The organism is Mycobacteroides sp. H001 (assembly GCF_001440005.1).
GTDB lineage: Bacteria > Actinomycetota > Actinomycetes > Mycobacteriales > Mycobacteriaceae > Mycobacterium > Mycobacterium gwanakae.
In genome coordinates this window covers 1-24508 of sequence record NZ_LJYH01000031.1, presented here as the reverse complement: position 1 = coordinate 24508, position 24508 = coordinate 1, and the positions used below count along the sequence as shown (strand labels likewise).

Sequence of the window (24508 nt, the reverse complement as noted above, 5' to 3'; positions counted from 1 at the left end):
AGCACGTCAGGGCTCTGGCCATTGGCCAGTTCAGTACGACGCGCGATGCTCTGACTCGGATGCTGCGGAAAGCCACCCACAAAACGCTCATTGCCCTCTCTGAGCGCCGTCCACGCGGACTTCGGATCAGATCTCATATTTCCTTCATACCCTACCGGGGTATCGCATGTCTGTGATCTTCAACACATAGTTGACTTCTATCAACCAACCGTTGATCATCGAGACATCAAGAGATACCCCGTGGATCATCGAAATATGGACTGCTGAAAGCGAATTCGTCGGATCGCAGATTCGATAACCGACAGTGACAGCCCTGGCAGACCTCTCCGGTGGGCGTCGCAGTCATTGAAAGCACCCAAATCCAATATGCCTGGATTCGGCGGGGGCCGCAACGCCGATCCTCAATCAGTTGGCAATCATCCACTGCCACAACACACTCGGACGCCTTGTATTTCCTTGCACTCTGGGTACCCCCCTCAATCGAAAGCCGCAGCTGCGCAGACTATTTCAGTAACTGGGCAATACGACGCCACGCCCGGATAAGCAGTCCCAAATATTCACAGGAAAAACTCAGACTGCGGCACTTCATAAGAAATCGTTCTAGCTGTCAGACAAAGCCGATGATGGCATTGGCGAACTACTTCGCTGCACCATGGAAAGGGGCCACCGGACATCCCGCTCGACGAAGACGAGAGATGAGTGAAAATGTCACGCACACAGGACGACACATGGGATGTATCCGCGGGTGTCGGGGAAACAGCTCTGGGTATTGCTCACATCAGGGCGATTGAAAGCACGCGGCAAGACGCGGCGTTCATAGACCCGTACGCCAGAGTGCTCTTCGACGCCGTCAATTCGCCATCGTGGAGCACAATGGCGAACGCCGGTGTCTCTGCCGGCGGGGCCGGACTTGCCGCCTATGTCGTGGCGAGAACCAAATACTTCGATGACTACCTCATGGACAGTGTCGACTCGCTCGGCATCCGCCAGGTAGTCACTCTCGCCGCGGGACTCGACAGCCGGCCATACCGGCTCGCCTGGCCCACAGACACGATGCTCTTTGAGATCGATCAACCCACGATTCTGGATTTCAAAGAGACAACCCTGCGGCACGCGGGTATTCAGTCGATGGCGGACTATCGCCAGGTCGGGCAGGATCTTCGATCGGACTGGGCGGGCGCACTGCTGGCCAACGGATTTGATACCCAGCGCCCCACAGCGTGGCTGGTCGAAGGACTTCTGCCCTACCTCAAGCCGCGCGACCAAGACGCACTCTTCGCAACCATCGTTGGGCTCTCGGCTCCGGGCAGCCGCGTCGCCGTGGACGATTTCGGCCATACCGACATCCCATGGTTTCGGAGCGCGACCACATCGACCGGAAACCTCGAGCGATCAAGCTACGGCGTAGACCTGGGCGAATCATCCTCGGGTGTAGCGGGATTGATGTACCTGGACGAGTCCCGCCGCCCAGCCTCCGAATGGTTCGCCGCGCACGACTGGCAGGTTTCGGGCGTTCGAGTCCGCGAGGCTGTTTCCACAGTGAACCGCTCGGTGCCGCGAGAGGACGAGCTTGGGTTGTTCGACAATCTGCTGTTCACCGCCCACGGCGCATAGGCCGTGACACCCATCGACGACACGGAGGATCAGATGGTCAACATTCACCATGGGCCGCTCTGGAAATACGAAGGACGAACGGGGTATGCCGAGTACGTGGAGACAAGCGCTGTAGACGCAACTCTCTATGTGTCAGGCCAGGCGGGGTACTCGTCCTCGGGGGAACTCCCCAAGGGTGACATGCGTGCGCAACTCCGTAACACCTTCGCAAATATCACCGGATTGCTGGACGCCGCCGACTACCCCGCGAGCCAGGTGATCAAGATTCACATCTACGTCACCGATATGGACCGTGCACTGGAGGCTTATGACGAAGTCACCGGCTCCCTTCAACAGTGGGGTGCGGCACCGGCATCGGTCATGACAGAAGTCGGAAGGTTGGCGTCGGTCGACATGCTCTGCGAAATCGAGGCGGTAGCCGTCCGATGAGTAATCCCGCGCTGATCGATGTCCACCATCACGCCCTGCCGACGGTGTACACCGCTGCGCTTGCGCAGCAGGGTGTCACCGAGGCAATTCCCGGGCAGGACTTCCCGGCCTGGTCCCCCGAACTGAGCCTGCAGTTCATGGATGCCCACAATATTCAGAAGGCGTATTTATCGGTCACCGCTCCGGGATTCAGCGGCCTGACCGGTCAGGAGGCGATCAGGCTGGCCTATGACGTCAACTCGTGGCTGGCGACCCTGACCGCCGAATCGATCGGCAAGTTCGGGGCGTTCGCGATGGTTCCCCTCGACTCCGCCGATACCGCCCGCGTGACAGCCGAGGCTGCGATCGAGGATATGCAGCTCGACGGCGTGGGCCTATACACCAGCACCGCCGGACGATACCTTGGTTCATCGGATCTTGACCCGCTCTGGGAGTACCTTGAGGCACAACAGGTTCCAGTTTTCATACACCCGGTGGTGGGGTCTGTGCAGGTACCCAGTTTCGGTCTTCCGGCTTCGATCCTCGAGTTCCCCATCGAAACCGCAAGAGCCATCGCGAGCTTTCTGTTCAGTGGAACGCTCGACCGGTTTAGTGGTCTCAAACTGATCTTCACGCATTCAGGGGGCGCGCTCCCGGCACTCCTGCATCGGTTGAGCCTGAGATCCAGTGTGGATCCACTGCTGGCCGCCAAACCGCCGGTTGACCTGCCGGCCAGCTTTGGCCGCCTGTACTTCGACGTGGCGATGTCGGCAACGCCAGGAAACCTGGAAGCCGTGCGCGCGCTGATATCCACCGACCGCCTGTTGTTCGGCAGCGATTTTCCTCTCCAGTCCGAGTTCTACGCCGGCGCGAACGCCGATGTCGTCTCCTCCATGGACATCGCAGGCAACACCACCGCCAATGCGCGCGACCTCTTCGCCCGCCATCCGGTCAGCCCCGCATGAACGTCGACGGCCACGTAGGCGGACCAACCGTCGTGCTGGGTAGCTCGGGGCAGACAGGGCGAGGAGTCGCCGACGCACTGGAGGCGCACGGCCACAACGTGCGGAGGGCCTCGCGACGATCTGAGTGGGTATTCGATTGGGAGGACGACAGGACGTGGGCACCCGTCCTCACCGGTGCCCATCGCATCTATGTCGTGCTACCCGAACGGCGATTCGACTGGGCAGGATTCCTTGGAGCGGTGTCGTCTTCGGGGATCGAACGTGCAGTGGTGCTCACCGCCCGCAACCCGGGCGCCAGCGGCGATGGCGTGGCTGACGGGGCGGAGCGCGCCTTCTCCGAGTCATCCGTCGATTCGACGTTTATCCGGCCGTCCTGGTTCAGTCAGAACTTCATAGCCGGTTTGTTCTCGCGGCAGCTCGATACCGGCGGAGAGCTGCGGCTCCCCGTTGGGGACGGCAAGGAACCCTTCATCGACTACCGAGACATCTCTGATGTTGCCGTCCACGCGCTGCTCGCTCAGGACTCAGGGACCCGCAGTATTGAAGTGTCCGGCCCTGAGTTACTCAGTTTTGATGAGGCGGTCTCAATCGTCGGCGATGTCACCGGACGCGAATTATCCTATGTACCAATAGGCCTCGATGAATGGCGTGATGAGGCGCAGCACATGGGAATTCCCGGCCCGTTTGTCGATGCTCTCGCCAATCTCTTTCAAGCGATCGCCGAGCATCGTGATGAGTACTTGTCCCCCGGCGTCGTCGAACACACCGGACGTGCGCCGCGTTCCTTCCGCCAGACCATCGCCGATATGTCCGCTTAGTGTCAGGGTCATCGGGCTCGGCCGCGGCGTCTAATCTTCCAGCCACCGTCAGCGTCCACCACCAATTCCTCAAGTTCGAGGATCGCCAGTGCGCCCTGCACCTGGCCGCTGGTCAGTCCCGACTCGGCAATCAGCTGTTGAATCGAGGCGCTGCCCCGTCCGGGCAATGCGTCGTAGACCCGCTTCTCGTCCTCGCCGAGCCCGTCGAAAATGCTGACGGGGCGTTCTGGATCGGCCGCGAATTCGCCCAATCTGCCGGCCAACTCGATCACATCTTGTGCGCAGACAACGAGCCGCGCACCGCGCTCGGCAATCTCGATATGGGTACCCGCCGACGCCACCGATGTGATCGGCCCGGGCACCGCGCCGACAGGCTTTCCAAGCCCGCGCGCCCATGCCGCGGTATTGGCGGCACCGCTGCGCACCCCCGCCTCGACCACCACGGTGGCGCCGGAAAGTGCTGCCACCAATCGATTTCGGGTGAGAAGTCGATATCGCGCAGGCCGCACTCCCGGCGGGTACTCGCTGACCACCAATCCATGTCGAGCGATTCGGTAGAGCAGCCCGGAGTGAGCGGACGGATACGGCACGTCTACACCGCCTGCCAGCACCGCGACTGTGATGCCCTCGCAGGTCAGTGCCGCCCGATGCGCAGCACCATCAATGCCGAACGCACCGCCCGATACCACCGCCATCTCATGGGCCGCCAAACCCGATGCGAGTTCAGCCGCTACATGCTCGCCATATCCGGTGCAGGCGCGCGTACCGACGAGTGCTGCAGCCCGTGACGTGACCTCTGATAGGGAGTGCTCACCAAGTACCCAGAGTGCCAGCGGCGCTAGTCCATTGGGCATGCGTTTCGTATCGAGCGTTGCGAAATCCTGGAACTGCCACCCTGGCCATTCCGGATCATCGGGTGTCACCAAGCGTCCACCAAGGCGGGCCAGGGTCTCCAGATCCTGGCGACTGCTGTCGATGTCGTGGCGGGACTGCACGATGGTGCGCACCCTGTCCGGTACCGCCAAGCGCCGGACGCGCTCTGCCGTCTCCTGCACGCCGAACACCGACACCATGGCCGCGAGTTCCGCGCAGGGCGCCTCAGCCACCCGGGATAGGTAGGCCCAATCGGGCGACACATCGCTCATCGTTTATCGCGAAACGTCAATGCGAGCTTGACATCCTCGGTGCCCGGGAAGTCACGCCCGCCGAGGTCGGCGAGAGTCCACGCGACACGTAGGCATCGGTCCAAAGCACGGACACTGATGAGCCCGCGTTCCATGGCGTTACGCAGCGGCTCCATAACCGTCCTCGACGGTCGAAACTCCTTACGCAACAGCGGACCGGGGGCATCAGCATTGACACGGAATCCATAGGTCGACCATCGCTGCGCGGCCCGCTCACGCGCCAAGACGACACGCTCGCGCACAAGCACCGTGCCCTCCGCAGCCTCGCTGAGCGCGCTTTGGCTGACCGGGTGCATCTTTACCCGAAGGTCCACCCGATCGAGAAGCGGACCGGACAACTTGCCCAGGTAGCGACGACGTACCGGAGCCGGACACGTGCAGTCCCGCGGGTTCGCCGGCGCGCACGGGCACGGATTGGCCGCCAGTACCAACTGGAATCTGGCCGGGTACACGACGACGCCGTCGCGGCGTGCCAACCGAATCTCCCCATCCTCCAACGGCGTACGCAGTGCCTCCAGTGCGGGCGTCGAGAGTTCGGCGCATTCATCGAGAAACAACACGCCACGGTGAGCTCGACTTACCGCGCCGGGCTTGGCGATACCGGAACCGCCACCGACGAGAGCCGCGACGCTCGACGTGTGGTGTGGCGCCACAAACGGTGGCTGGGTGATCAACGGCTGCTGCGTCGTCAACAGACCCGCCACCGAATGGATAGCCGTGACCTCAAGTGCCTCGCTATCGGTCAGCGGTGGCAGCAGCCCCGGTAATCGTTGCGCCAGCATTGTTTTGCCGATGCCCGGCGGACCGGTCAGCATGAGGTGGTGAGCGCCCGCCGCCGCCACCTCGACCGCGAATCGCGCGTCGGCATGTCCAACAACGTCCGCCATGTCCGGCATATCGCTCTCGCATGGCACGTCCACCGGCCGCACCGGCTCCAGTTCGCCATCAGCACACAGCCAGTTCGTCAATTGCCGCAAGGTCTGGACACCCAGCACCTCGATACCGTCGACCAAACCCGCCTCCCCTAGATTCGCCTCGGGTACCACCACGGTTGGCCACCCGTCGCGTTTGGCCGCCAGCACTGCGGGGAGCACTCCGCGGATCGGGCGCACCCGCCCGTCGAGCGCCAACTCCCCTAGTAACAGGCTCTTTTCCAGCCTCGTCGGCGGGATCGCGTTACCGGCCGACAGCACGGCGGTTGCCAGCGCCAGGTCATACACCGATCCCATCTTCGGCAATGTCGCAGGTGACAGCGCCAAGGTCAGACGCGACGACGGCCAGGTGAACCCGCAGTTAGTGATCGCCGCGCGCACACGGTCACGAGACTCCTGCAGTGCGGCATCGGGCAGCCCGACCAGGTGCACACCGGGGAGCCCAGCACTGATATCGGCCTCGATTTCGACCGTTTGACCGGTTACCGCCTTGACCGCAACGGAATACGCTCTCCCTAAGGCCATCTAGCTCACCCCGCGGATGTGGGTGATCGCCGGTCCCGAGCCGCTCAACCACACTTCGATGACATCGATACGCACGGCCACCCACGAACCGTCCTGCGCCGCCAGCCAGATGCCCGCAAGCCGCCGCAGCCTACGTAACTTAGTGTGCGTCACCGCCTCCGCAGGTGTTCCGAACGCGCGGCCGGTACGTGTCTTCACCTCAACAAAAACCAACGCTTCGCCGTCGGCCGCGATGATGTCCAGCTCTCCGTACCGGCACCGCCAATTGCGATCGAGGACCGTGAAACCGTCCTTGCTCAGGTAGTCAGCGGCGAGATCCTCGCCACGGCTGCCGATCTGTGCACGTGTGCTGGTTGTCATGGCCACACCATCTGCGCCGGTACCGACACAGGCTCAGCTGAGATGCCTCACGGTGGAGGAATTATCCACATTCCGGCATTCCTCCACAGGACCGCGGCCGCAGGCGGCTCCTACCGCGATCGGGACGGTGCTCACGCAGCGAACCAGGACTTACATCCGGCGCGTGGTCGAGCACCTACTGCGTTAGGGCAGTCCGCCCACTAGTTCCACATCTTGACCGGATGAACCACCGGCGCAACCTTGCCGATCGCACCCGTTGCGGGCCCCGGCAGGTCCTTGGAGTTGGGGGCGGACTTGATTTCGACATCGTCCGTCGCGGTGCACACGTCCTTGCTGGCCTTCGATGGCGCACAGTGCACACCAGGCGCAGCCACCGCGACAGCTGGCGAGCCCAACGGCAGGGCGACCGCAATTGCCGGCGCAATCATCGCCATCGCCCTCATCAGCAAAATACCCATCGGCCGAGAATGGGACACGCCCACGAGATCCGCAACTCGAACGATGGCCTGCTGGATAGTAATTCCCATCACAGCCAGCCAGAATCTGTCAGGTCTAGAGGGGCAGCGCCGAGCAAACCATGACCGCGACCTAGCGCGGAGCGTTGCCCTCGAGCCGATCAAGTAGCGATTCGAGCGCCTCTTCGAACTCTGTCGCGCTGTGGTCTTCACTGAGCTGTTGCTGCATCCGCTGCAGGTTCGGATAGTTCGAAAGGCTCCGCAGCGTCTTCTCGGGCAGCTCGTCTTCCACCGGGCTCAGCGAGACGCCGCGTGCGGAAACCTCCAGGAGCAGCTGACCCAGCAGGAAGGTGGTGTACGCGCGATAGGCGGTCACTGCTCCCCGGTCGTCGAAGCCGTAGGAGATCAGTGTGTCCAGGAAAGTCTCCATCCACTTCATGCTCCGCAGCGGCGGCCGAACCCATGGGGCCTCCGGTGGCCGGGTCGCCAACGTCGGAAACAGGTGCGGGTGATCGATGGCAATCGCCCGCACCCCATGCGCGAGCCGAACGAGATAGTCCTGCCAACCGTCTTCCTGCCGTCGGGCAGCGAGTTGATCGTCGTACAGCTTTTCAACCAAATGGTCCACAATGCCGCCGAGTAGGTCCTGGCGGCCATGGACGTGGCGGTAGAGGGCCATCGCTTCGACGCCGCAGGCGGAACCGAGCCGCCGCATCGTCAGCTGATCCAACCCGTCGCGGTCCACCAGCGCGATCGCGGTATCGAGGATTTCCGCACGGGTCAGCGATCGTGGGCGGCGCCCCTCCGGGGTGCCTGCACCTGTTCGGTTGTCCGTCTCGTCCACTGCGTCGGTCACTCCCACCGTGCATTTCGGGGTTCGGGTTATGACGGCGTTCCCGTGGCGGCTTTGCCGTCCTCCACGACGGTACCTCTGCCAGCTAAACAGCTGGCCAGCGGCTATTTGTTTACAAAGTAGTTTACGTGGTACACAACCCTTGCTACGGTGGATTTGGTCGCCTCACGACGAGGCGACATCGAGCGGTTGCACCGCGCACGCACTGAAAAGGAGCGACAGATGAGCGATGACAACAAGGACAGCGGTTTCGAGGCCGGGATCAAGGGCGTCGTCGAAGACGTCAAGGGCAAGGCCAAGGAAGCCTTCGGCAAGCTGACCGATGACGAGTCGCTGGAGCGCGAAGGTCAGGCACAGCAGGACAAGGCCGAAGCCCAGCGTGAGGTAGCCACCAAGGAAGCCGAGGCCGAGAAGGCCCGCGCCGAGGCTGCGGTGCATCAGGCACGCGAAGACGCCGAGAAGTAGCAACACACCGCGCAGCAGCCCGCTCCACTCCCACGAGAACCAGGAAACCACAAATGATTTCACCTCTGGCCGCTGATGTTGCGGCAGCCCACCTCGGCTTTGGCATCGGCTGGATCGCATGGATCGTGATCGGCGGCCTCGCCGGATGGGTGGCCAGCAAGATCATGGGCACCGACGCCGAGCAAGGGCTCCTGCTCAACATCGTGGTGGGGATCGTGGGCGGGCTGCTGGGCGGATTCTTGCTGAGTCTGCTCAACGTCGGCACCTACGGCTTCGGCTGGATTCTGACATTCGTCACTGCACTCGCGGGCGCCTGCATTCTCTTGTTCCTCGTGCGCCTCGTCAGCGGCAGGCGATGAGTAGCAACAGATCCCAGCAGTCCACAACAGAAGGGGCCCTAGTGATTCCGTCCATTTCGAAGAAACTCGCGGTGGCCGCCGGTATGGCCGCGGCCATCTCGCTGGCGGGCTGTTCCAGTGTGATCAATCAAGGTGGTGACACCACCTGCAAGGAATACCTCACCCAGGATGAGGCCACGCAAAATGAGGCCGTCATCAAGATGCTCAAGGACGAGAACCAACAAGACCCCAGTGGTCTGCAGTCGACGGCAGCACGAAATTCCGCGTTGGCCTACTGCAAGACGCTGGGCAACGAGAACAGCAAGATCAAAGAAGCCCCACACCTCTAACCGGGAGCATCACATGAGAATGCCAACAGCCAAGCCCACCAAGGTTTTTGCCGGATTCGCCATCATTATTGGCGCGGCTCTGACCGGGTGTGGCACGAGCACCGACAGTGGCCCGACGAGCACCAGCACGACGACCACAACAACCACAACCACCACGACGACCGTTCCCGCGCCCAGCGGTGCACCGGAAGGCACCCCGGCACCCGGCGGCCCGACCGGTAGCGGTGGTCCCGAGGGCGGATCCGGCGCCATCCCCGGCGGTCCGACCGGAGGCGGCGGACCCGGCGGCGGGAGCGGCAGCATCCCAGGCGGTCCGACCGGAGGCGGCGGACCCGAGGGCGGCGGAGGCCACATCCCCGGCGTCGGCGGCGGCCACGGCGGCCCGGGTGGCGGCGGCGGATGCGTCGACAACGTGGGTTGCGTCAGCATCCCGTAAAGCACGTACGGCCAAACAGAGCTGCGCCTATCGGAGATCTACTCCGGTAGGCGCAGTTCTGGCTTGTCGACCTCTTCGATGTTGACGTCCTTGAAGGTGATCACGCGCACGTGTTTGACGAAGCGCGCCGGCCTGAACAGGTCCCACACCCACGCGTCAGAAAGGCGCAGCTCGAAGTACACCTCGGAATCGGTGTTCCGTGGAATCACCTCGACGCTATTGGCCAGGTAAAACCGACGCTCGGTCTCCACCACGTAGCTGAACTGCCCGACGATGTCCTTGTACTCGCGATACAGCGAGAGTTCCATCTCGGTTTCATACTTTTCGAGGTCTTCAGCGCTCATAGACTTTCCATTATCCCCCCTGTGAACTTCCCTGCGCCGCATTGCGCACGTTCACGAACGACTGTCGATGCTGAACTGACGGTCCCAGACGCTGCAGCGCCTCGGTATGGACGGCCGTGCTGTAGCCCTTGTGCACCGCGAATCCGTACCCCGGGTGATCGGAATCCATGGCCACCATCACTCGATCCCGGCTGACCTTCGCCAGCACACTGGCCGCGGCGATACATGCCGCCGAGGCGTCGCCACCGATGACCGGCAGGGAGGGCACGGGCAGTCCCGGCACCCGGAATCCGTCCGTCAACACATATCCCGGCTTGACACCCAGACCGGCCACCGCGCGCCGCATTCCCTCGATGTTGGCCACGTGCACGCCGATGCGGTCCACTTCTTCGGCTGGCACCGACACCACGTGATACGCCTCGGCGTACCGGCAGATAAGGGGAAACAGCGTCTCGCGCATCTTCTCGCTGAGCTTCTTGGAGTCATTGAGCGCGGCAAGGCTTTTCCGTTGGTTTGGGCCAAGCACACACGCGGCGATCACTAACGGTCCCGCACAGGCTCCACGTCCGGCCTCGTCCACACCGGCGACAGGCCCCAAACCCACTCTGTCCAGGGTCAACTCGAGGGTCCGCAATCCGGATGCTTTGCGAATCACCGTCCGCGGCGGCCAGCTGGTACTCATACCGCGAGAATTAGGTCTGAGGGTTCACCGATGCGACGCCGCCCCACCGTCCGGGCGGCCATGCGATGAAACGCGCCTTGCCGATGACGTTGTCCACCGGCACAGTGCCGATGTTCGGGTCGCCCGTGCAATAGACGCGCTGACGCTCATCCATCGCCGGCCCGGCATCACGTTCGAGACTCTGGCAGTGCGCGCGCGAGTCGCCGCTGTGCGTCCGGTTGTCCCCCATCATCCACAACTTGCCTTCCGGCACCTTGACGGGCCCGAACTGGAAACTCCAGCAGGCGTTGGTGGGGTCGATGTCGCTACCGGGACCGATGGTTTCCGGATCCAGATACGGCTCGTTGAGCTTCTTGCCGTCGACCGTCAGGCCCGTATCCCAGCGGCATTGCACTGTCTGCCCGCCGGTGGCGATGACACGTTTCACCAGATCGTTCTCGTCCGGTGGTACCACGCCGATGAACGACAGAGCGTTCTGCAGGTATCGGACGGCGGTGTTGTCCGACCGGATCGATCGGTAGTTGCCGTTCCACTCCGGGGGGCCTTTGAACACCACAACGTCGCCGGGCTCCGGATCGGTGAACCGGAACACCACCTTGTCGACCATGATCCGGTCCCCGGTGCAACCACGGCAGCCGTGCAAGGTCGGCTCCATCGACTCCGACGGAATGAGATACGGCCGGGCGATGAAATTCTGTGTGATGCAGTACAGGACCAGGGCGATCAGCAGGAGGACGCCGACCTCTTTGAGCATGCCGGAGCCGCTGTCTTCGTCTTTCGACGATGCTGCGGATGATGCCTCAGCGGCTGGCTCGGTTTCGGGAGCGTCGGCAGTAGTCTGCGCGGACGTTTCAGACGGCCCTGATTCCCCGGACACCGGTGCTGTCACGAAAGCGCCGACTCGGTCAGCGCTTCTCCTTGATCTTGGCCTTCTTGCCGCGCAGCTCACGCAGGTAGTACAGCTTCGCGCGACGGACCGCACCCCGGGTGACGATCTCGATGTGGTCGATGTTCGGCGAGTGCACCGGGAAGGTGCGCTCGACGCCGACGCCGTAGCTTTCCTTGCGGACCGTGAAGGTGGCACTCACGCCACCACCGGAGCGACGCAGCACGGCACCCTTGAAGACCTGGATGCGCTCCTTGGAGCCCTCGATCACCTTGACGTGCACGTTGACGGTGTCACCGGGGCGGAAGTCGGGCACATCCTGGCGCAGCGACGCCTGGTCGACAAAGTCCAGCGTGTTCATCGGTGTACTTCCCTCTTGGTCTCTCGACTCAATCGCGCGGCCGGATCGCATACCGGGTATGCACCTGCGCCGATCAGTAGTTGCGTAGTTCTGTCTGACTTGTGGCCAAGCGGCAGCAGACAGCTACCCGATTGTGCCAGACAGGGGCCCTTTCAGTGAAATCGCCCACCCGAGCACCCCTTGGGCAGCGGCTATCCAGACAGTACCGGTAAGCTACCGTGACCGGAACACCTGTCACATAGGTAACAATTCAGAGTCTGACCGCAGAGGGGGTCTAGGTTATGCGCGGCCATCACCTGTTTGCGGGCTTAACGCTCACTGCAGTGACCGCCCTGACCTCTGGATGTGTGGCATCGGTGCGCAGCGACCCGGCTACCCCGGTGCTGGCAGTTGTCAGTGCCCCCGCCGAGCCTGCGCCGGTCTTCGAGGTGGAAAGCCCCCCATCCTTCGAGACCCTGCCCGAGCGCACCATCGCAGCAACCACCCAGGCCAAGAGCGCCGGCGCCGTACTCACCGCGGTCATCAAGGACCGCGCCTCCGGTGCCGTGGTCACCAATGGCAACAACAGCACCATCGCCATCGCCTCGGTGGCCAAGCTGTTTATCGCCGACGACCTGCTGATGCGGGAATCGACCGGCGACGTCACTCTGACTCCCGCAGATCGCGCCTCTTTCGACCGGATGCTGCAGTCCTCCGATGACAGCGCAGCCGAGATCTTCTGGCAGCGCGGGGGCGGAAACTCGATCATCACCCGGGTCGCCGCGCGATACGGGCTGCCCTCCACCACCGTGCCCTCCGACGGGATGTGGTGGAACACCATCAGCACTGCCAACGACCTGGTGCAGTACTACGACATGCTGCTTTCCGGCACCGGTGGCCTACCACCCGAGCGCGCGAACATCATCGTCGACGACTTGGCCCGTTCGACGCCCAACGGCATCGACGGCTACCCCCAGCGTTTCGGAATCCCGGACGGCATCCCCGGCGAGCCCGTCGCGGTGAAGCAGGGCTGGATGTGCTGTGTCGGGTCCGCGTGGATGCATCTGTCGACCGGCGTGGTGGGTCCCGACCGTCGATTCATCGTGGTGGTGTCGTCCCTGCAGACCGCCAACGACGTGACGGCGCGCAACACGCTAACTCAGGCCGTCTCCACCATGTTCCCCGGTGGACGAATCGAAGCCGAGTAGATCCGGGCGACGCTGCGCCGTCCGCTGACGCGACTGCTCGGCCCGCCAGGCCGCAATCTTGGCGTGATCACCTGAGAGCAACACCGGGGGTACATCGATCCCCCGCCAACTCGGCGGTCTGGTGTAGGACGGCCCCTCTAAGAGCCCGTCGGAGTGTGAGTCTTCTTGCGCGGAAAGCGCATTGCCCAGCACCCCGGGAATCAGCCGCAGTACCGCCTCGATGATCACCAACGCGGCGACCTCGCCGCCATTGAGCACATAATCGCCGATCGACACTTCACGCACCCGCATCCGGGTCGCAGCGTCGTCGGCGACTCGCTGATCGATTCCCTCGTAGCGCCCACACGCGATCACCAGATGGTCTTCGGTGGACCATTGGTGGGCACTCTCTTGCGTAAAGGGGTATCCGGCGGGCGTTGGTACCACCAGAAGCGTTTCCGGCGTGCAGATCTCGTCCAGGGCATCACCCCAGACCGTCGGCTTCATCACCATGCCGGGACCACCGCCGTAGGGCGAATCGTCGACGGACTTGTGGACGTCGTGCGTCCAGCGCCGCAGATCGTGCACCGCGACATCGACAAGCCCGGCCTCGATTGCCTTGCCCGGCAGAGACTGCCGCACCGGTTGCAGATAGTCCGGGAAGATCGTGACGACGTCTATTTTCATGCCGGAGTGCTCACGACAGGTCCAACAGACCTTCGGGGGGATCTATCTCGATCACCTTGTCTGCCAAGGAGATCGACGTGACGATCGCGGAGACGAACGGAACTAGGATCTCGCCGCGCTGGTCCCTATTGTGAGGTTTCACCGCAAGCAGCTCGCCCCCCGGGGTGTGCAGCACCTCGGAAACGGTTCCGACGATCGCACCCTCCAGGGTCCGCACCGTAAGCCCTTCGAGCTGATGGTCGTAGAACTCGTCGGGATCTTGAAGCGCAGGAAGCTCGCCGGCCTCAACCGTGAAAAGGGTGCCGCGCAAAGCGTCTGCCGCGTCACGGTCGGCCACGCCGGAAAGCCTAATCAGCAGCCTTCCGGTGTGCTCACGTACCGATTCGACGGTGAATTCACGATTACCGCCGCCCCGGGGCAGCCGTCCCGTCAGCACCGAACCGACGGCGAAACGCTCGTCTGGATCGTCAGTACGGATTTCGACCGACAACTCGCCGGTGACGCCGTGCGCCTTGGCGATACGCCCGACCACAAGCTCCATCGGAGCTACCGGTCGGTGTCCACCACGTCGACCCGGATGCCGCGGCCACCCACACCCGCGACCAGGGTGCGCAGCGCGGTGGCGGTACGCCCGCCCCGACCGATCACCTTTCCGAGATCGTCGGGGTGGACGTGAACCTCTACGGTGCGGCCGCGACGATTCGTCACCAGGTCAACGCGGACATCGTCGGGGTTATCGACGATTCCTCGTACCAGATGCTCGACGGCGTCGACCACCACAGAACTCATCTGAGGTCCTATTCGCTTGCGGCGTCAGCAGATTCGGCCGGAGCCTCGGCGGCTTCGGCGGCCGGGGCTTCGGCGGCCTCGTCCTGCTCAGCCTTCTTGGGGGCCTTCTTCTTTTTCTGCTGGATGGCCTCACCGGTGGGGGCACCGTCAGCCTCGGCCAGAGCGGCGTTGAACAGCTCCAGCTTGCTGGGCTTGGGCTCCTTGACCTTCAGGGTGCCCTCGGCGCCGGGCAGGCCCTTGAACTTCTGCCAGTCACCGGTGATCTTCAGCAGAGCCAGCACCGGGTCGGTCGGCTGCGCGCCGACGGACAGCCAGTACTGCGCACGCTCGGAGTCGATCTCGATGAGGCTGGGCTCTTCCTTCGGGTGGTACCGGCCGATCACCTCGATGGCGCGGCCTTCGCGGCGCGTGCGCGCATCGGCGATCTGGATGCGGTACTGCGGGTTGCGGATCTTCCCGAGGCGGGTGAGCTTGATCTTGACAGCCATGACTACAACTTCTCCTTGAGGTATCACGCGGCAATTCGGCGATCCGTGCGGACATGCACGATCCGGTTTTGCCTCGCGTGGGTCTGACCGCAGCTGGCCATGGCCAGCACAACGGACGGTTTGTCATTGTGCCAGAGCGGGGCCTACCAGCCCAAATCCTCCCGGCCGGACTACACCAGCCGATTGAAGCACTTCGTCTCGACGCGCCGTGTCAGGCGCCAGCCGTGCCGTGTCCGCACTACCGCGTCGTCGTACCAAAGTCCCAGAAAAAGCACCTGTTCGGTGTCGCCGCCCGGAACCATCGGGTTGAAACACAGGCTGCGCACGGTGGCCGAGCTGCGCTCTTCGTCGTCGAAACTGATCGACACGTTTCCCAGCATGTGCGCATACATCGGGAATGCCGGCAGCACCTGCGCCAGCCACGCCTTGACGTCGGGATATTCGCCGTCCACCCCACCCATCGCGCGATAGTCGATATACGCGTCGTTGGTGAACACCTCGTCCAGGTCGTCGAACTGGCGGGTGTCGATGGCGGTCGCGTAATCGACCAGGAGCTGCTGGATCTGCAGGCGGTCGGAAACTTCGTCGATGGTCCAGGCGGATGTCATAACTTGTGAGCATGCCCACTCGGACCGAAATCATCACGCAATTCGTCCCCAACTCCCCGCTGTGTCAGCACCTGGGAATCGTGTTGGCCGAGATCGGCACCGATCGCGCCGTGCTGAGCATGCCTTTCCGGCCCGAGCTGGCCACCATGGGCCACACCGTGCACGGCGGCGCGATCGCGACCCTCGCCGATACCGCGGCCATGGCGGCGGCGTGGGCCGACGACGTCGTACCCGAAAAGTTCGGCGGCTCAACGGCTTCATTGACGGTCAACTACGTCTCGGCAGCCGAGGCCGCCGACCTTACCGCGGTGGGCCAGGTGGTCCGCCGCGGTAAGCGTCTGTCGAATATCGAGGTCACCGTGTCCGACGGCACCGGGCAGGTGGTGGCCAAGGCGTTGGCCACCTACAACTTCGCTTAGGCCGCGCCGGCCTCGTCCGCAGCCAGCAGGTCCCGCACCCGGGGAATGACCTCGGTGCCATACAGCTCGACGTTTTGCATGCCCAGCCCCGGCTGCGCGGCCTGGTACACCAGGCTGAACCGGTCGGCACCGAGACCACGAATGGTTTTGGCCATCTTGGCCGCCACCGTGTCGGGTGAACCGACATACAGCGATCCCGACTTCACCTCGGCCAGGTACTCCTCGTACCGCGGCGCCGGCCAGCCACGCTCACGCCCGATCGTGGTGCGCAATTCCCGGAATCCCGGCCAATACTGTGCGATCGCCTCCTCATCGGATTCCGCGATATGCCCCGGACTGTGAATACCCAGCGGCATCGGCTCGGTGACACCGAGCTGATCTTGAGCCCGCCGGTAGAGGTCGACGTACGGCTCGAATCGCATGGGGTCGCCACCGATGATCGCCAGGATCATGGGTATGCGGTACCGCACGCTGCGGACCACCGATTCCGGCGATCCGCCCACGCCCACCCACGCCCGCAAACCGTTCTCTGTCTTGGGATACACCTCGACGTTGTCCAACCCGGCGCGCAGCTTCCCCGACCAGGTCACCGGGTCTCCCGGCAGCAGCTTGGCCATGAGATCGAACTTCTCCTCGAAGAGTTCGTCGTACTCCGCCAGGTCGTATCCGAACAACGGGAAGGAATCCGTGAACGACCCCCGGCCAAGCACGACCTCGGCACGGCCATGAGAGATTCCGTCGAGGGTCGCGAACCGCTGATACACCCGCACCGGATCGTCGGTACTGAGCACCGTCACGGCGGTCGCGAGGGTGACCCGCTCGGTACGCGCCGCGATCGCGGACAGCATCATCTCCGGGGACTCCCCCACGAACTCGGTGCGGTGATGCTCCCCGATGGCGAAGATGTCGACACCAACCTCATCGGCGCGCACGCCTTCCTCGACCACAGCCCGGATCGCTTCCGGGTTGGTCATACCCGCGGGAACGTCGGCGAACGTGTCCAATCCAAACTGCACATGATTAGTCATGACTCCATAAACGGACTGCGGTCCGGTTATGTTCCCGATACCCTCCGCGCTAGTGTCGGAGCCGATGTCCTCCCTGCCGCTATCCCGTCGTTACCGCGCGTTCGCAGTGCTCAGCGCCCTGCTCTTGGCCCTCACGGTTCCCGGTGTCGCTCGCGCGGATACCGCGGCGCCACCACCCGAGGGCCCGGCGCAGGCATGGCTGGTGGCCGATCTGGACTCCGGCCAGATCCTCGCCGCCCGCGATCCCTACGCGTCGCATGCACCCGCGAGCACCATCAAGGTCCTGCTGGCCCTGGTCGCACTCGACGAGCTGCCACTGGATGCCACCGTGGTGGCCGATGCCGCCGACTCCCACGCCGAATGCAACTGTGTGGGCATCAAGGCGGGACAGGTCTACACAACCCATGACCTACTCGAGGGCGCGCTGCTGGAATCCGGTAACGACGCCGCCAACACCCTGGCTCACATGCTGGGCGGCCGCGAGGCGGCGGTCGAGAAGATGAACGCGAAGGCAGCGGCACTCGGGGCAACCGGGACGCACACCGCTTCACCCTCCGGACTGGACGCGCCGGGCATGGACATGCGCTCCACCCCTCACGATCTGGCCGTGATTTTCCGTGCGGCACTGGCCAATCCGGTATTCGCGGAGATCACCCGCCAGCCGGCCGCCGATTTCCCCGGCCGCGTGCTGCACAACCAGAACGAGCTGATGTACCGCTATCCGGGAGTGATCGGCGGTAAGACGGGCTTCACCGACATCGCTCGTAAGACCTACGTGGTGGCCGCCGAGCGCGACGGTAAGCGCCTGGTCGTGGTGATGATGTACGGCCTGGTGCACGAGGGCGGCCCAACCTACTGGGATCAGGCCGCGAGCCTGTTCGACTGGGGTTTTGCCAACGACGGTCAGGTCACCGTCGGCTCCCTCTAGACCTTGGAATTGAGCACCTGAAGCACAGTTTCGCCCACCCGCACCCGGCACATGGCAACCGCCAGCGCGACAGCGTCTTTCGGCGAGATCTGGGCCACCGCATTGCCGCCCGCAGCCGCCTCCTGAACCGCCGCCAGCTTTCCGGCGTCATCCATTGTGTTGAATTCCCTGCAGAGGGTGTCCGCCTGAGCGGTTGCCGGGACCGCAACCGCCAGCCCTAGGCTCATCATCACCGCCACAGCAAAACGCATGGCCGAACTCTAACGAATCTGCCCGCGCAGCACGATGAGGTCCGGCCGCGAGAGCACCTGCGGCCCCACGCGCGGGTCCTCGCGGTATCCGACCACATCGGCGGGCGCACCATGCTCAAGTCCCGGCCGTCCCAGCCAGTCCCGGGCTCGCCATGACGCCGCACCCAGCGCATCGGTGGGATCCATGCCGATGCGCGTGAGTGCGGCCACCTCATCGGAGATGCGCCCGTGTGCGATCCCGCCGCCGGCGTCGGTGCCCGCGTAGATCGGAATTCCGGCGTCGTACGCGTTCCCGAACGTCGTATGCAGACCGGCGTACAGGTCGCGCATGTGCTGGGCGTACACCGGGTATTTGCTTGCGGAATCGGCGATTCCGGGGAAATTCTCGATGTTGATGACAGTCGGGACGAGCGCGGTGCCGTGCTCGACCATCAGGGCGATGGTGTCATCGGTGAGTCCGGTGCCGTGTTCGATGCAGTCGATCCCCGCGCGTATCAGGCCCGGCAGCGCGTCCTCGCCGAAAACGTGTGCGGTGACGCGGGCACCGTTGGCATGCGCGGTATCGATGGCCTCTTTGAGGATGTCGTCCGACCACAGCGGGGCCAGGTCACCCACGGAACGATCGATCCAATCCCCTACCAACTTCACCCAGCCATCACCCCAACGCGCTTGGAGCGCAACGACTTCCGGAAGTTGCGATTCATCCTCGATATCGATGGGCAGGCCAGGTATGTACCGCTTGGGTTTGGCCAGATGCCTGCCCGCGCGGATGATCCGCGGCAGGTCCTCTCGCTCATCGAAGCCGCGAGTGTCCACCGGAGATCCGGCATCACGCAACAGCAGTGCACCCACGTCACGCTCGGCCTCGGCCTGCGCGACCGCTTCTTCCAGCGAGGTCGGACCATGTGGCCCGACGCCAACATGGCAATGCGCATCGACAAGACCGGGCAGCAGCCAGCCGCCGTCGAAGACGGTGTCGGCACCTGAGATCGGTTCCCGGCTTATGACGCCGTCGTGCACCCACAGATCGATGGGCTCTTCCGAGGGAAGAGTTCGTCCCCGCAGGTGTGCGAGCATCGGCTCAGTTCTTGGGGAACTTCAGCTTCGAGATGTCGATATCGGCCAGACCGGGAGGCAGCTCGCCGAGCCCCTCAGGCATCCCGGAAAGGTCTGGGAATCCGGCCGGCATACCCGGCGGCATACCGGGGAATCCGCCCCGGATCTTTGGCTGCGTCGGGCCCCGCGAGCCCTTCTTGCCCTTCTTGGTGTTCTTACCGCCCTTGCGATTGCTCTTGCGGTTGATGGCGCCCATACCCATACGGCCCGCCATCGACGACATCATCTTGCGTGCCTCGAAGAAACGGTCCACCAGCTGGTTGACCTCCGAGACCGTCACGCCCGAACCGTTGGCGATCCGCAGCCGCCGGGACGCGTTGATGATCTTCGGGTCGCTTCGTTCGGCAGGGGTCATACCGCGAATGATGGCCTGCACCCGGTCGAGTTGCTTGTCATCGACGGCGGCCAGCGCGTCCTTCATCTGGCCGGCACCCGGCAGCATGCCCAACAGGTTGCCGATGGGCCCCATCTTGCGGATCGCGAGCATCTGCTCCAGGAAATCCTCGAGCGTGAGTTCTCCGGAGGTGATCTTCTCCGCGGCAGCCAGCGATTGTTCGGCGTCGAAATGCTGCTCGGCCTGCTCGATGAGGGACAGCAGGTCACCCATGCCCAGGATGCGGCTAGCCATCCGGTCCGGGTGGAAGACGTCGAAGTCCTCAAGCTTCTCGCCGGTGGACGCGAACAGGATCGGGGTGCCTGTGATCTCGCGCACCGAGAGCGCGGCACCACCACGGGCGTCACCGTCGAGCTTGGTCAAGACGACACCGGTGAACCCGACACCGGCACGGAAGGCCTCGGCGGTGCTCACCGCGTCCTGACCGATCATGGCGTCGAGGACGAACAGCACCTCATCGGGATCGACGGCATCGCGGATCCGGGCGGCCTGGCCCATCAGGTCGGCATCGATACCGAGACGACCGGCGGTGTCGACGAGCACCACATCGAAGTGCTGAGCCTTGGCATGAGCCAGACCGTCACGCGCCACCGCGACGGGGTCGCCGACGAGGGAGCCCACCTCCAGCCCGCCGTCCGCGGTACCCGGATGCGGGGCGTAGACGGAAACTCCGGCACGCTCACCGACCACCTGCAGCTGGTTCACGGCACCGGGGCGCTGCAGGTCGCAGGCCACCAAAAGCGGGGTATGTCCTTGTCCCTTAAGCCATTTAGCGAGCTTGCCGGCGAGGGTCGTCTTACCGGCACCCTGCAGACCGGCAAGCATGATGACCGTCGGCGGGGTCTTGGCGAACGCCAGCTGGCGGGTCTCCCCACCCAGGATGCCGATGAGCTCTTCGTTGACGATCTTGACGACCTGCTGGGCGGGGTTCAGCGCCCCGGAGACCTCGGCCCCCTTGGCGCGATCTTTGATGCGACCGATGAAGGTGCGCACGACGGGCAGCGCGACATCGGCTTCCAGCAGCGCCAGCCGGATGGTCCGGCAGGTCGCGTCGATATCGGCGTCGGACAGACGTCCCTTGCCCCGTAGGCCAGCAAGGGCATCGGTCAACCGGTCAGACAGCGATTCAAACACGTCGACCAGCCTAGCTGGCGGCCCCTTTTGTGCATCCGTCGTGGCAGGCAATCTGGATACGCCGGCCTTCCCGGCCTACCCGGTGGCTGGAGGTTGCGGGCGCAGCGACGGAATGAGGATGCCGACAACGCCACGCAGGCTCCACCCGATGAGGCTGAGGTAGTCGATGCTGTCGCGCCAGAAGACGACTTTGTCGTCGACAAACTTCATGGTGGCTTTGATCCGGAACCGCACCCACAAGGGCCCTAACTTGGCGATGTCGACGCGGTCACTGATCACCGAGTCGCCCTGCTGCACGACACTCAGCGGCGACACGGTGAGTCCGGAAACACACGCCCGGAAGCCCCGCGCCAAGGCAGGCCTGAGACTCTTCTTGCCCGTGATCTTCGGAAGGGGCGCGAGCACGTGCTCGACGTCATCTGAGAAGAACATCAGATAGCCGTTGAGATCCAGGGCCGCCATCGTGGCGAAGGCATCTTTCACAAGCTCCACACGGGGGTGCACGTTCGACGGGTGCCCGCCGCTCATCCGATCCTCAAGCAATGCCATGCCCCGACAATCGCCTGTGACCTGCTGCCATCACTACCCGCGGCGCTGCCAACCACTGCCAGATCGCTTGCCTGGGCTAGCTGGCGGCCTTCTTCGGCTCAGGTGCGGCCACAGGCAGCACCGAGGCGATGGCCGCCTCCAGCACTGCCTGCTCGGGACCGGTGCTGAGACAGAAGGTGTCGACCACCGAAGAACCGAGGGTGTTGACCCTGGCCCATGCGATGTCCACGCCGTGTCGTTCCAGCGTCGCGGTGATGCGCGCCAGCAGCCCGGGCGCATCGGAGGTGCGGATCTCCACGATCTGCTGGTCGAGGTTCCCGGCGGGCTCGAACCAGCGGATGCGCGGCGGCGCCGGCACGTAATTGGTGGGAACCGCGGGTGTCGCATCCCCGACAAGGCCGGTGGAGAACTGCGCTGACTCGCGTTCGCGCTCATCGAGCGTCGCGATGATGTCGGTATCGCCGTCGATAGCGGAGATCAGCTGCTGGCGCAGCAGCCCCGCCGCCGGAGGTGATCCGAACCGCGGCGACACCTCGAAGGTGTTAATGGCCGAGCCGGCGTGGCTGGCCACCGAGGCCGAGAACACCCGCAACGAATTCAGCGACAGCACCCCGGCGGCCTTGTAGAGCAGTCCGCGTTGATCGGGCGCGATCATGCTCACGGTGTACATGTGCGGCGACCCCGCAGGCACCAGGCGTACCTGAACCCCACCATCGGCCGCCAGCGAAAGCAGTTCCGGATCAATGGGATCGGGTTCGGGCAGCGATTCACCACGCATCACCATCCGGCATTTGCGCACCAACTCCCCGATCAGCGACGCCTTCCAGTCACCCCACACCCCCGGACCGGTGGCCAGCGAGTCCGCCTCGGCAAGCTGCTGCAACAACTCCAGCAGCAGCAGATCGCCGCCGAGTGTATTGACCACGGTGTCAATGGTTTCCGGGTCACCGAGATCACGCCGGGTGGCAGTGTTGGGCAGCAGCAGGTGATAACGCACGATCTTGGACAGCAAGTCCACATCGGACGGCCACAGCCCCAGCCGGGTGCCGATCTGCACGGCCAGATCCGCCCCGACAACGCTGTGATCACCACCGCGGCCCTTGCCGATGTCGTGCACCAGCGCACCGAGAACCAGCAGATCGGGGCGAGACACCCGGGTGGTGAAGGCGCTCGCCCGCGCGACTGTTTCGACAAGGTGCCTGTCGACGGTCCAGATGTGCACGATGTCGCGTGGCGGCAGATCCCGCACCGGCCCCCATTCAGGGAAGAGCCTGCCCCACAACCCGGTTCGGTCCAGCGCCTCGATGGTGGCGACCGCAGGCTGACCGGCCTCCAGCAGCACCAGCAGATCCTTGAGCGCCTCCCGTGGCCACGGCGCACGAAGCTCCGGTGCCGATTCGGCAAGCCGACTCAACGTGGACGAGGAGATCGGCAGTCCCGTGGTCGCCGATGCCGCCGCCACCCGCAGGATCAGCGACGGGTCGCGCTCGGGACGAGCATCACGGGCAAGCACCACCTCCCCGGCATGCTCCACCACACCCTCGTCGATCGGACGCCGGACCGTGCGCCGCAGTACCGAAATGCCCCGCCGGGGAATCGAATTACCGGCCGTCCGCAGCCCTACATCCACCGAATAGCTGATGGTGCGGGCGGCGTCGGACAGCATTCTGGCCAGATCAAACCGATCGCCGATACGCAGCGCCGCACCGATCTCGTCAGCGAACTGAGCCAGCAGTTGATCACGCTCCCGTCCGGCGACTCGGTGCAGTTCAGTGCGCACATCCAGGATTACTGCGTGCGCGCCATCGAACGACTTCGCCAGCCCGCTATCGGTGAGCTGGGCGATGGCCAGCGCCCGAAGTAGCTGAACATCGCGCAGACCGCCGCGGCCGGACTTCAGATCGGGTTCGGCCCGGTGTGCGATCTCGCCGCTGCGCCGCCATCGTGCCTGCGTGTACTCGATCAACTCGTCGAGTCGGGTCCGGATCTGCGAACGCCATTGTTGGCGTACGCCCCCGATCATCAGGCTGGACAACTGCGCGTCCCCGGCGATATGCCTGGCATCGAGCAGCGCCAATGCCGCCGACATCTCCTGCCCGGCGACATGCAGGGTGTCGGCCACCGTGCGGACACTGTGGTCGAGCCGAATATTGGCGTCCCACAACGGGTACCACAGGCCGTCTGCGACCTCACTGAGAGTCTCCGTCGAGATGTTCTCGTCGTGCAGCAGCACCAGATCCAAATCCGAGTGCGGCAGCATCTCGCGGCGACCAAGCCCACCGAGTGCCACGATGGCAAATCCACTGGAGTCGGTGATGCCAACCTCAGCGGCCTTGGTTGTCAGCCAAAGCTCATTGAGGTCGGTCATCGCCTCGCGAATCGCGCCGGCATTCAGCCGGCCGCTATCACCGAGCAGCTGCGCCCTGGCGGCCACGAGGTCCGTTGCGGCGCCCATGTGATTACCGTCCTAAGTGTTAGAGGGCATCGGCGCCCCGCTCGCCGGTGCGTACCCGCACCACCGAGTCAACGGGGCTCACCCAGACCTTGCCGTCGCCGATCTTGCCGGTGCGTGCGGCGGTCACGATGACCTCCACCACCTTGTCGACAGCGCTGTCGTCCACCACTACCTCGACACGAACCTTCGGCACGAAGTCCACCGAGTACTCAGCGCCGCGGTATACCTCGGTGTGGCCCTTCTGCCGGCCGTAGCCCTGCACCTCGCTGACCGTCATGCCGAGGATGCCCGCCTGCTCCAGGCCAGTCTTGACATCTTCCAGCGTGAACGGTTTGACGATCGCGGTGACCAGCTTCATGTCCCTCATTCCTCCCTGCCGCTGCTGTGGCGGCCGATGACCGAACCACTTCCCAGTGCGACAAAGTCGTATGCGCCTTCAGCGTGTTGGGATTCGTCGGCTCCGGCCGCTTCTCCCTCGTCGCTGATGCGCAGGCCAATGGTGTACTTCACGATGAATGCA

The 24508-nt window shown here is 64.1% G+C and carries 32 protein-coding genes and 2 pseudogenes; 11 read left to right on the top strand and 23 right to left on the bottom strand.

Annotated features, from left to right (window positions below; translation table 11 throughout):
• Positions 1–137, bottom strand: a pseudogene (locus tag AOT83_RS26885) (carbonic anhydrase); the annotation flags it as partial.
• Between the two features lie 568 nt (positions 138–705).
• Here AOT83_RS26885 and AOT83_RS14565 point away from each other — a divergent pair.
• Genes AOT83_RS14565 through AOT83_RS14550 form a run of 4 tightly spaced genes read left to right on the top strand, consistent with a single transcriptional unit; the run spans position 706 to position 3805 of the window.
• The gene (locus tag AOT83_RS14565; RefSeq protein WP_057966459.1) at positions 706–1614 is read left to right on the top strand and encodes an SAM-dependent methyltransferase; all 909 of its coding nucleotides are present in this window, start codon (positions 706–708) and stop codon (positions 1612–1614) included.
• Between the two features lie 3 nt (positions 1615–1617).
• Positions 1618–2043, top strand: coding sequence for a RidA family protein (locus AOT83_RS14560; RefSeq protein ID WP_057966458.1), 426 nt, complete (start codon positions 1618–1620; stop codon positions 2041–2043).
• Positions 2040–2987 carry an amidohydrolase family protein gene (locus AOT83_RS14555; protein WP_057966457.1) on the top strand — a complete coding sequence of 316 codons (948 nt, stop codon included), beginning with the start codon at positions 2040–2042 and terminating at the stop codon, positions 2985–2987. The genes AOT83_RS14560 and AOT83_RS14555 overlap by 4 nt, the downstream gene beginning before the upstream one ends.
• A complete protein-coding gene (locus AOT83_RS14550; protein ID WP_057966456.1) occupies positions 2984–3805 on the top strand; it encodes a hypothetical protein in 822 nt (273 codons plus the stop codon). Before AOT83_RS14555 ends, AOT83_RS14550 begins: the two co-directional genes overlap by 4 nt.
• An 8-nt stretch (positions 3806–3813) precedes the next feature.
• On the opposite strand, the gene dprA is transcribed toward AOT83_RS14550, so the two are convergent.
• From dprA to AOT83_RS14525, 5 genes are all read right to left on the bottom strand, one after another.
• Positions 3814–4950 (bottom strand): DNA-processing protein DprA, encoded by a 1137-nt coding sequence (dprA, locus tag AOT83_RS14545; protein ID WP_057966455.1) that lies wholly within the window; start codon positions 4948–4950, stop codon positions 3814–3816.
• The gene (locus AOT83_RS14540) at positions 4947–6446 is read right to left on the bottom strand and encodes a YifB family Mg chelatase-like AAA ATPase (RefSeq protein WP_057966454.1); all 1500 of its coding nucleotides are present in this window, start codon (positions 6444–6446) and stop codon (positions 4947–4949) included. Before AOT83_RS14540 ends, dprA begins: the two co-directional genes overlap by 4 nt.
• Positions 6447–6806: a YraN family protein gene (locus AOT83_RS14535; RefSeq protein WP_030094025.1), complete on the bottom strand. Its 360-nt coding sequence runs from the start codon at positions 6804–6806 to the stop codon at positions 6447–6449.
• Positions 6807–7006: 200 nt separating this feature from the next.
• Positions 7007–7264 (bottom strand): hypothetical protein, encoded by a 258-nt coding sequence (locus tag AOT83_RS14530; protein ID WP_232784587.1) that lies wholly within the window; start codon positions 7262–7264, stop codon positions 7007–7009.
• A gap of 130 nt (positions 7265–7394) precedes the next feature.
• Complete coding sequence (locus AOT83_RS14525; RefSeq protein ID WP_044104081.1) at positions 7395–8105, bottom strand: TetR/AcrR family transcriptional regulator C-terminal domain-containing protein; 711 nt, start codon at positions 8103–8105, stop codon at positions 7395–7397.
• 231 nt (positions 8106–8336) lie between these two features.
• On the opposite strand from AOT83_RS14525, the gene AOT83_RS14520 reads away from it, so the two are divergent.
• Genes AOT83_RS14520 through AOT83_RS14505 form a run of 4 tightly spaced genes read left to right on the top strand, consistent with a single transcriptional unit; the run spans position 8337 to position 9703 of the window.
• Positions 8337–8579 carry a CsbD family protein gene (locus AOT83_RS14520; RefSeq protein ID WP_030094028.1) on the top strand — a complete coding sequence of 81 codons (243 nt, stop codon included), beginning with the start codon at positions 8337–8339 and terminating at the stop codon, positions 8577–8579.
• 53 nt (positions 8580–8632) lie between these two features.
• Positions 8633–8938 carry a GlsB/YeaQ/YmgE family stress response membrane protein gene (locus AOT83_RS14515; RefSeq protein ID WP_057966453.1) on the top strand — a complete coding sequence of 102 codons (306 nt, stop codon included), beginning with the start codon at positions 8633–8635 and terminating at the stop codon, positions 8936–8938.
• A gap of 41 nt (positions 8939–8979) precedes the next feature.
• The gene (locus AOT83_RS14510; RefSeq protein ID WP_030094030.1) at positions 8980–9267 is read left to right on the top strand and encodes a hypothetical protein; all 288 of its coding nucleotides are present in this window, start codon (positions 8980–8982) and stop codon (positions 9265–9267) included.
• Between the two features lie 13 nt (positions 9268–9280).
• Positions 9281–9703, top strand: coding sequence for a hypothetical protein (locus AOT83_RS14505; RefSeq protein WP_057966452.1), 423 nt, complete (start codon positions 9281–9283; stop codon positions 9701–9703).
• Between the two features lie 38 nt (positions 9704–9741).
• Here AOT83_RS14505 and AOT83_RS14500 read toward each other — a convergent pair whose 3' ends face one another.
• Genes AOT83_RS14500 through rplS form a run of 4 tightly spaced genes read right to left on the bottom strand, consistent with a single transcriptional unit; the run spans position 9742 to position 11976 of the window.
• Entirely contained in the window at positions 9742–10047 is a 306-nt protein-coding gene (locus AOT83_RS14500; protein WP_005056986.1) for a DUF2469 domain-containing protein, read from the bottom strand.
• Positions 10048–10057: 10 nt separating this feature from the next.
• Entirely contained in the window at positions 10058–10729 is a 672-nt protein-coding gene (locus tag AOT83_RS14495) for a ribonuclease HII (RefSeq protein WP_057966451.1), read from the bottom strand.
• A 10-nt stretch (positions 10730–10739) separates the two neighbouring features.
• Positions 10740–11618: a signal peptidase I gene (lepB, locus tag AOT83_RS14490; RefSeq protein ID WP_057966450.1), complete on the bottom strand. Its 879-nt coding sequence runs from the start codon at positions 11616–11618 to the stop codon at positions 10740–10742.
• Between the two features lie 16 nt (positions 11619–11634).
• On the bottom strand, positions 11635–11976 hold the full coding sequence (rplS, locus tag AOT83_RS14485) for a 50S ribosomal protein L19 (protein WP_030094034.1): 342 nt from the start codon (positions 11974–11976) through the stop codon (positions 11635–11637).
• Between the two features lie 281 nt (positions 11977–12257).
• Here rplS and AOT83_RS14480 point away from each other — a divergent pair, with 281 nt between their 5' ends.
• Positions 12258–13163, top strand: coding sequence for a hypothetical protein (locus AOT83_RS14480; RefSeq protein ID WP_030094035.1), 906 nt, complete (start codon positions 12258–12260; stop codon positions 13161–13163).
• On the opposite strand, the gene trmD is transcribed toward AOT83_RS14480, so the two are convergent.
• The 5 genes from trmD to AOT83_RS14455 form a co-directional block, all read right to left on the bottom strand.
• Positions 13110–13829, bottom strand: a complete 720-nt coding sequence (gene trmD, locus AOT83_RS14475) for a tRNA (guanosine(37)-N1)-methyltransferase TrmD (RefSeq protein WP_030094036.1) — start codon at positions 13827–13829, stop codon at positions 13110–13112. The genes AOT83_RS14480 and trmD overlap by 54 nt on opposite strands.
• Before the next feature lie 10 nt (positions 13830–13839).
• On the bottom strand, positions 13840–14370 hold the full coding sequence (rimM, locus tag AOT83_RS14470) for a ribosome maturation factor RimM (protein WP_057966449.1): 531 nt from the start codon (positions 14368–14370) through the stop codon (positions 13840–13842).
• A gap of 5 nt (positions 14371–14375) precedes the next feature.
• Complete coding sequence (locus tag AOT83_RS14465) at positions 14376–14618, bottom strand: RNA-binding protein (protein ID WP_005081564.1); 243 nt, start codon at positions 14616–14618, stop codon at positions 14376–14378.
• An 8-nt stretch (positions 14619–14626) separates the two neighbouring features.
• The gene (rpsP, locus tag AOT83_RS14460; protein WP_030094038.1) at positions 14627–15106 is read right to left on the bottom strand and encodes a 30S ribosomal protein S16; all 480 of its coding nucleotides are present in this window, start codon (positions 15104–15106) and stop codon (positions 14627–14629) included.
• Between the two features lie 170 nt (positions 15107–15276).
• Positions 15277–15714 (bottom strand): nuclear transport factor 2 family protein, encoded by a 438-nt coding sequence (locus AOT83_RS14455; RefSeq protein ID WP_030094039.1) that lies wholly within the window; start codon positions 15712–15714, stop codon positions 15277–15279.
• 11 nt (positions 15715–15725) lie between these two features.
• Here AOT83_RS14455 and AOT83_RS14450 point away from each other — a divergent pair, with 11 nt between their 5' ends.
• Positions 15726–16133 (top strand): PaaI family thioesterase, encoded by a 408-nt coding sequence (locus AOT83_RS14450; protein WP_030094040.1) that lies wholly within the window; start codon positions 15726–15728, stop codon positions 16131–16133.
• Here AOT83_RS14450 and AOT83_RS14445 read toward each other — a convergent pair.
• The gene (locus tag AOT83_RS14445; RefSeq protein ID WP_057966460.1) at positions 16130–17149 is read right to left on the bottom strand and encodes an LLM class flavin-dependent oxidoreductase; all 1020 of its coding nucleotides are present in this window, start codon (positions 17147–17149) and stop codon (positions 16130–16132) included. The two genes, AOT83_RS14450 and AOT83_RS14445, sit on opposite strands and share 4 nt — an antisense overlap.
• Positions 17150–17213: 64 nt before the next feature.
• Here AOT83_RS14445 and AOT83_RS14440 point away from each other — a divergent pair, with 64 nt between their 5' ends.
• Positions 17214–18089, top strand: a complete 876-nt coding sequence (locus AOT83_RS14440) for a D-alanyl-D-alanine carboxypeptidase family protein (protein ID WP_109365276.1) — start codon at positions 17214–17216, stop codon at positions 18087–18089.
• On the opposite strand, the gene AOT83_RS14435 is transcribed toward AOT83_RS14440, so the two are convergent.
• From AOT83_RS14435 to AOT83_RS27390, 7 genes and pseudogenes are all read right to left on the bottom strand, one after another.
• Entirely contained in the window at positions 18086–18340 is a 255-nt protein-coding gene (locus AOT83_RS14435; RefSeq protein WP_057966448.1) for a hypothetical protein, read from the bottom strand. The two genes, AOT83_RS14440 and AOT83_RS14435, sit on opposite strands and share 4 nt — an antisense overlap.
• 9 nt (positions 18341–18349) lie before the next feature.
• Complete coding sequence (locus tag AOT83_RS14430) at positions 18350–19417, bottom strand: amidohydrolase family protein (protein WP_057966447.1); 1068 nt, start codon at positions 19415–19417, stop codon at positions 18350–18352.
• A 4-nt stretch (positions 19418–19421) separates the two neighbouring features.
• A complete protein-coding gene (gene ffh / locus AOT83_RS14425) occupies positions 19422–20984 on the bottom strand; it encodes a signal recognition particle protein (RefSeq protein ID WP_030094045.1) in 1563 nt (520 codons plus the stop codon).
• Between the two features lie 75 nt (positions 20985–21059).
• Positions 21060–21533, bottom strand: a complete 474-nt coding sequence (locus AOT83_RS14420) for a limonene-1,2-epoxide hydrolase family protein (RefSeq protein WP_057966446.1) — start codon at positions 21531–21533, stop codon at positions 21060–21062.
• Positions 21534–21609: 76 nt separating this feature from the next.
• Positions 21610–23988: a [protein-PII] uridylyltransferase gene (locus AOT83_RS14415; protein ID WP_030094047.1), complete on the bottom strand. Its 2379-nt coding sequence runs from the start codon at positions 23986–23988 to the stop codon at positions 21610–21612.
• A gap of 19 nt (positions 23989–24007) precedes the next feature.
• Entirely contained in the window at positions 24008–24346 is a 339-nt protein-coding gene (locus tag AOT83_RS14410) for a P-II family nitrogen regulator (protein ID WP_005056967.1), read from the bottom strand.
• A 5-nt stretch (positions 24347–24351) separates the two neighbouring features.
• Positions 24352–24508 (bottom strand): annotated as a pseudogene (locus tag AOT83_RS27390) (ammonium transporter); the annotation flags it as partial.